This is a genomic window from Coleofasciculus sp. G3-WIS-01 (assembly GCF_040223135.1).
In the GTDB taxonomy this organism is placed as follows: Bacteria; Cyanobacteriota; Cyanobacteriia; order Cyanobacteriales; family Coleofasciculaceae; genus Coleofasciculus.
This window is the reverse complement of record NZ_JAVJZI010000191.1, coordinates 1-5,423: the sequence shown is the minus strand read 5'-3', so window position 1 is coordinate 5,423 and position 5,423 is coordinate 1. Positions and strand designations below refer to the sequence as shown.

Here is a 5,423-nt window from a genome sequence, read left to right as displayed (position 1 = left end):
ATTCAGGGGGATTTCGACGCTAAGCTCATATTTGATTGGGCTACTGAGATTAGTTTCAATCCCTGATCGGGATTCAGGGGGATTTCGACGAAAAGAAGAGTGTTAATCATTCAAACCGATGAAGTTTCAATCCCTGATAGGGATTCAGGGGGATTTCGACCAGACACCGCTCTCCCAAAAGCCCAACTCTAACCCGAAACAAACCCTGAGAGAGACTCGGGGGGATGTCGACCAGACCAGGCTGTAGTAATAGCCGAAGACTTACCCGTTTCAATCCCTGATAGGGATTCAGGGGGATTTCGACCTGTCAGATGGAGTCAAGCACCATTCGCAGCCGTACATGTTTCAATCCCTGATAGGGATTCAGGGGGATTTCGACTCGCCACCTTCTTAAGTCCAAGACAATTTCGTCCAGCGTTTCAATCCCTGATAGGGATTCAGGGGGATTTCGACCTGATCGAGAATGGTCTATTTAGAGCGGAAGATGTGTTTCAATCCCTGATAGGGATTCAGGGGGATTTCGACATTTATCATTTCGCCCCTAAGTTCGTCTGTTTGGTTTCAATCCCTGATAGGGATTCAGGGGGATTTCGACTGCCGACCTCTGAAACGCTTACTGTATTTAGTTTTCAAGGTACAATTCCGAGAGACTCCATTAAATATATCATTTCCAGCTTCAGCCGACAAGAGGTATCCAAAAACAAACCCATTCAAACCCAGTCCCAGTAATGCTTTCAGCGTTTCCGAGAACCTCTCTCTGAGGCAAATGTCCTCAAACCCAGATGAGACAAGGAATACAGCCGAAAAATCAGACTCGCCCAAAAAAACACCTACCCCCTCTCGGATTTCACCCCAAAACATCGACCTGATCATGCTTCAAACTCAACACATCAGGTTGCGGTACAACCATCCTAGCCCACCCCATCTCCTTGTTGCCATCTCCCCCATCTAACTTTTCACGGGAGGACCTAGAAACCTGCATCGGGGCGGGTTTAGTCACATCTAGATGCAACCGAAAAGGTAGTTGTAAAACCCGCCCCTACACAATCTCCCACTCTCCCACTGCATCGGGGCGGGTTTAGTCACATCTAGGTGCAACCGAAAAGATAGTTGTAAAACCCGCCCCTACACAATCCCCCTTGACTCTCCAGTCAACTAGAGACTTTATCCTATATATATAACACCCTTAAGACCTTAAAACCTGCCATCGCCCCTCCACACCCCCGCCCGCCAAACTTCCCAAACTGCTACTATCAGGAGTCAACTATGGAAACTAGCCATCTACGACTACAAGGAATGGGTTGCGCCTCTTGCGCCACCACCATTGAACAAGCCATCCAAAACGTTCCTGGCGTTGTTGAGTGTAATGTTAACTTTGCCATGGAACAAGGTTCTGTAACCTATAATCCCAACGCGACAAACTTAGACACCATCCAAAAAGCCGTCGCCGATGCGGGATATGGGGCGCAACCCTTAGATACCACCCGAATGGGTGAAGACACCGATGCCGAAAAAACCGCACGGGAAGCCCATCAACGGGATCTCAGACGTAAAGTTATCGTCAGCGGCGTTATCAGCCTAATCCTCGTCGTCGGTTCACTTCCGGCGATGACAGGATTGCACATTCCCTACTTTCCCTCCTGGCTGCATAATGCTTGGGTACAACTGGTTTTAAGTACACCTGTACTCTTTTGGTGCGGTCAATCCTTCTTTGTCGGCGCATGGAAAGCCTTTAAACGTCATGGCGCGGATATGAATACTCTGGTAGCGCTGGGGACAGGTTCCGCCTATTTCTATTCTCTGTTTGTTACCCTTTTCCCTGGCTTTTTAATCACTCAAGGATTATCACCGGATGTGTATTACGAACCCGCCGCCGTGATTATTACCCTCATTTTACTGGGGCGACTGTTGGAAAATCGGGCGAAGGGTCAAACCTCAGAAGCGATTCGCAAGTTAATGGGATTACAAGCGAAAACAGCGCGGGTAATTCGTAAAGGTGAAGAAGTTGATATTCCCATTGAACAGGTTATCGTCGGTGATGTTATTGTCGTGCGCCCTGGGGAAAAAATTCCCGTGGATGGGCAAGTGGTTGATGGTGTATCTACCATCGATGAATCCATGGTAACCGGAGAACCCATCCCCGTGAAAAAACAAGCGGGGGATGAAGTAATTGGCGCTACGATTAATAAGACCGGGAGTTTTAAATTCCGCGCCTCACGAGTGGGAAAAGATACAGTATTGGCGCAAATTGTCAAATTAGTCCAAGAGGCGCAAGGGTCAAAAGCCCCGATTCAGAAACTCGCAGATCAAGTCACGGGCTGGTTTGTACCCGTCGTCATTGCCGTTGCGATCGCGACATTTGTAATCTGGTTTAATATTATGGGTAATATTACCCTTGCCACGATTACCACCGTTGGGGTTTTAATTATCGCTTGTCCCTGTGCGTTAGGATTAGCTACCCCGACATCCATTATGGTTGGCACCGGCTTAGGCGCAGAAAATGGCATTTTAATTAAAGGCGGAGAAAGTTTAGAACTCGCCCATAAACTTCAGGCAATTGTTCTAGATAAAACTGGCACGATTACCCAAGGCAAACCCAGTGTAACTGATTATGTAACCGTAAAAGGAACAGCGGATCATCATGAAATCAAACTCCTAAGATTAGCCGCCGCCGTGGAAAGACTTTCGGAACATCCTTTAGCCGAAGCCATCGTTGATTATGCCAAACTCCAAGGTGTTGAATTCCCCTTACCCGATGTCCAAAACTTTGAAGCCGTTGCGGGAATGGGGGTGCAAGGAACAGTAGAAAATCACCTGATTCAAATCGGAACCCAACGCTGGATGGATGCACTAGAAATTAATACCCAATCCCTCCAAACCCAGAAACAAACATGGGAAGCCGCGACAAAAACCACCGCTTGGATTGCCGTTGATGGTAAGGTTGAGGGATTAGTGGGCATTGCTGATGCTTTAAAACCCTCTTCTGTTGAAGCCGTCAAGAAACTGCAACGCCTGGGGTTGCAAGTGGTGATGCTCACAGGAGATAATCAACAAACAGCAGACGCGATCGCACGAGAAATTGGTATCCAGCACGTCTTTGCCGAAGTGCGCCCGGATCAGAAATCCGCCGTCATCCGATCTTTGCAAACCGAAGACATCAAGAAAACACCGAATTCAAAGCCCAAAACCCAACATTCAAACCGTATTGTTGCCATGGTAGGCGATGGAATTAATGACGCCCCAGCCTTAGCCCAAGCAGATGTAGGAATCGCCATTGGCACCGGCACCGATGTCGCCATAGCCGCCAGTGATATTACCCTGATTTCCGGTGACTTAAATGGAGTTGTTACCGCGATTCAACTCAGCCACGCCACCATGCGAAATATTCGCCAAAATCTCTTCTTTGCCTTTATTTACAACACCGCCGGAATTCCCATCGCGGCAGGAATTCTTTACCCATTATTTGGCGTATTACTGAATCCAATTATAGCCGGGGGAGCAATGGCACTGAGTTCCATTTCTGTGGTAACTAATGCCTTAAGGCTGCGGAATTTCCAACCCAAAATTATCACTCATCCTGCTAAGTAGCGTAACCTCCAATTATCAGTGAAATCCTGTATGGGCGACCCGATACTATCAATAAACAACCCGAATTTCCTCAACTTTATCGGGTCGCCCTTTACTAATCTAGGAGGAATCAAAACAATGTTAACCAAACCCAAAGCTTTAGCCTATCTGATTAGTTTAGGGCTTCTATTCGGAGTCGCTGCAAATCCAGCCACGGCTGAAATGTCAGAACATCAGTCCCAGCAGAGCAGTCAATTCCGCCGAATTGAGCAATCATTACCGCTAAAAGTCGGTGTCACCCTAGGCGGTTTAGCGTTAATTGGGACAGAACTTTGGTGGTTTTTATTTAGCAAAAATAAAGCTAATAAAACTTAAGCTAGCTGTGTAAAATTAAACCCAAGCGATTAAAGTCACGCCACTACTAACAAGGTCTACTTAAAATTACAACTTTTGATAGAGGTTTGGTGCAGTCATAACAATTATTCTGGGCATCAAGATTCATCTAGATCAACCGATTTATCCGGCTATCTGTGTAAATTTTTGTAAAAAAGTTAGTTAAGATGGCATATCCTCCAGCTCCTTGGACACTGCAAGGCTACAGTATCCAGACCTTGCATTTGTTTGATATTGCAAAGGTGCGCTCGTTTGTTCCTTCTGAATTGGAAATTATTTCTGTTTTACCCGGTAAAACTCTTGGTGGAATTTACGCGGCGTTTTATGGTTTAGGTTCCACCTTAACCTATAGCGAGTTAATTATTGTCAGTGCACTTTTATCATCTTTTTTATGCCATACAGGAGAACGACATTTGGCTTAATGCCGATTTTCGGTAATAAGGAGTTTTGGAAATGCAACTCAAGCCGATTAATCAACAAGTTGTCGCCGTAGTGGGAGCGTCTTCTGCTCAAGAGGTCGGTTTTCCGATCATCACCCGACAACTATTCAACCCAAGAATTAGCCAATATAAGAATAGATTTACACAGGTGAAGGTGGATTATGTTTCCATTCTGGAATTGGGATAATGCTTGCTGCGGTGGAGAACCTGTTTCTCGGAAAACCAGCTTAGAGCGTAAGCTCAAGTTTCTTAAGGCAATGCGTGGCGATCTAGAAATCAGATTAGCTGGACTCAATGCCGCAATTGGCACGATTGAGGAGCAATTAAGCCAAGACGATACAGCACAGACTTTGTAAAAAGTCAAGGGTTACAGCAAAAACTGTGATCCAACTCGCCACAATCAGGATGCGCTAAGGGTGCGTTACGCTACGGCGGCAAACGCACCCTATTTTGAACTTCCAGCAATTCCAATTGTTTAACGTCCCTATTGCGGGAACTGGCGGTGCAATTGTCTCAACTCAGGTAAACGCGATCGCAGAACGTACTGTTTAAGTTGAGGGATTTTTTATGATGTAGAGGTAAAATTGTGGCATCTTGAATGGTAGGGTCGTGGAACGGTCTACTACGTCACTTATCCAGTTGCCAGAGTATTGAGGATCTAGGTGCTGCACCACGACGAGCGCCGCAGGAAAACTGGGTGGTAAGGCAGCCAGGATATGGCTTAGGACTCTCAGACCTCCCGCTTTTGCCGCCAGTACCTCCATTTTGAACTACGGTTGAGCGCAGTCCCCATCTACAATCACAAGATTTAGATGGGGGAATTTTTAATTGATGAATCTAAGGAGATGATAACCATTTTTGATATAACATGCAACTACTGTTGAAGAGAATAACAAACTATTGTTTTCCTCAACGCCTGCCTATGGTATGAATGTTAACGTTGTTTCACATAACTTAATACAGTTTAGGATTGCCGCTGATAAACCACAAAAAGACATAAACTTGGTCACGCATCGTTTCAGC

6 protein-coding genes and 1 CRISPR repeat array are annotated in these 5,423 nt (G+C 46.0%); of the genes, 5 read left to right on the top strand and 1 reads right to left on the bottom strand.

Annotated features, from left to right (window positions below):
• Window positions 1-266 precede the first annotated feature (266 nt).
• A CRISPR array of direct repeats spans window positions 267-595; the repeat unit is 37 nt; unit sequence GTTTCAATCCCTGATAGGGATTCAGGGGGATTTCGAC.
• 671 nt (window positions 596-1,266) lie between these two features.
• From RIM23_RS19720 to RIM23_RS19700, 5 genes are all read left to right on the top strand, one after another.
• Complete coding sequence (locus tag RIM23_RS19720; protein ID WP_446368825.1) at window positions 1,267-3,588, top strand: heavy metal translocating P-type ATPase; 2,322 nt, start codon at window positions 1,267-1,269, stop codon at window positions 3,586-3,588.
• 117 nt (window positions 3,589-3,705) lie between these two features.
• Entirely contained in the window at window positions 3,706-3,942 is a 237-nt protein-coding gene (locus tag RIM23_RS19715; RefSeq protein WP_446368824.1) for a hypothetical protein, read from the top strand.
• A 185-nt stretch (window positions 3,943-4,127) separates the two neighbouring features.
• Complete coding sequence (locus RIM23_RS19710) at window positions 4,128-4,382, top strand: hypothetical protein (RefSeq protein WP_446368823.1); 255 nt, start codon at window positions 4,128-4,130, stop codon at window positions 4,380-4,382.
• A 31-nt stretch (window positions 4,383-4,413) separates the two neighbouring features.
• Window positions 4,414-4,587, top strand: a complete 174-nt coding sequence (locus RIM23_RS19705) for a hypothetical protein (RefSeq protein ID WP_446368822.1) — start codon at window positions 4,414-4,416, stop codon at window positions 4,585-4,587.
• Window positions 4,562-4,756, top strand: a complete 195-nt coding sequence (locus RIM23_RS19700; RefSeq protein ID WP_446368821.1) for a hypothetical protein — start codon at window positions 4,562-4,564, stop codon at window positions 4,754-4,756. The genes RIM23_RS19705 and RIM23_RS19700 overlap by 26 nt, the downstream gene beginning before the upstream one ends.
• A gap of 192 nt (window positions 4,757-4,948) precedes the next feature.
• Here RIM23_RS19700 and RIM23_RS19695 read toward each other — a convergent pair whose 3' ends face one another.
• Window positions 4,949-5,164: a chemotaxis protein CheB gene (locus tag RIM23_RS19695; protein ID WP_446368820.1), complete on the bottom strand. Its 216-nt coding sequence runs from the start codon at window positions 5,162-5,164 to the stop codon at window positions 4,949-4,951.
• Window positions 5,165-5,423 lie beyond the last annotated feature (259 nt).

Excerpts from the sequence above, each read along its gene's own strand:
- RIM23_RS19700 (WP_446368821.1), top strand. The coding sequence starts at position 4,562 with ATGTTTCCATTCTGGAATTGGGATAATGCTTGCTGCGGTGGAGAACCT.
- RIM23_RS19695 (WP_446368820.1), bottom strand. The coding sequence starts at position 5,164 with ATGGAGGTACTGGCGGCAAAAGCGGGAGGTCTGAGAGTCCTAAGCCAT.
- RIM23_RS19705 (WP_446368822.1), top strand. The coding sequence starts at position 4,414 with ATGCAACTCAAGCCGATTAATCAACAAGTTGTCGCCGTAGTGGGAGCG.
- RIM23_RS19715 (WP_446368824.1), top strand. The coding sequence starts at position 3,706 with ATGTTAACCAAACCCAAAGCTTTAGCCTATCTGATTAGTTTAGGGCTT.
- RIM23_RS19720 (WP_446368825.1), top strand. The coding sequence starts at position 1,267 with ATGGAAACTAGCCATCTACGACTACAAGGAATGGGTTGCGCCTCTTGC.
- RIM23_RS19710 (WP_446368823.1), top strand. The coding sequence starts at position 4,128 with ATGGCATATCCTCCAGCTCCTTGGACACTGCAAGGCTACAGTATCCAG.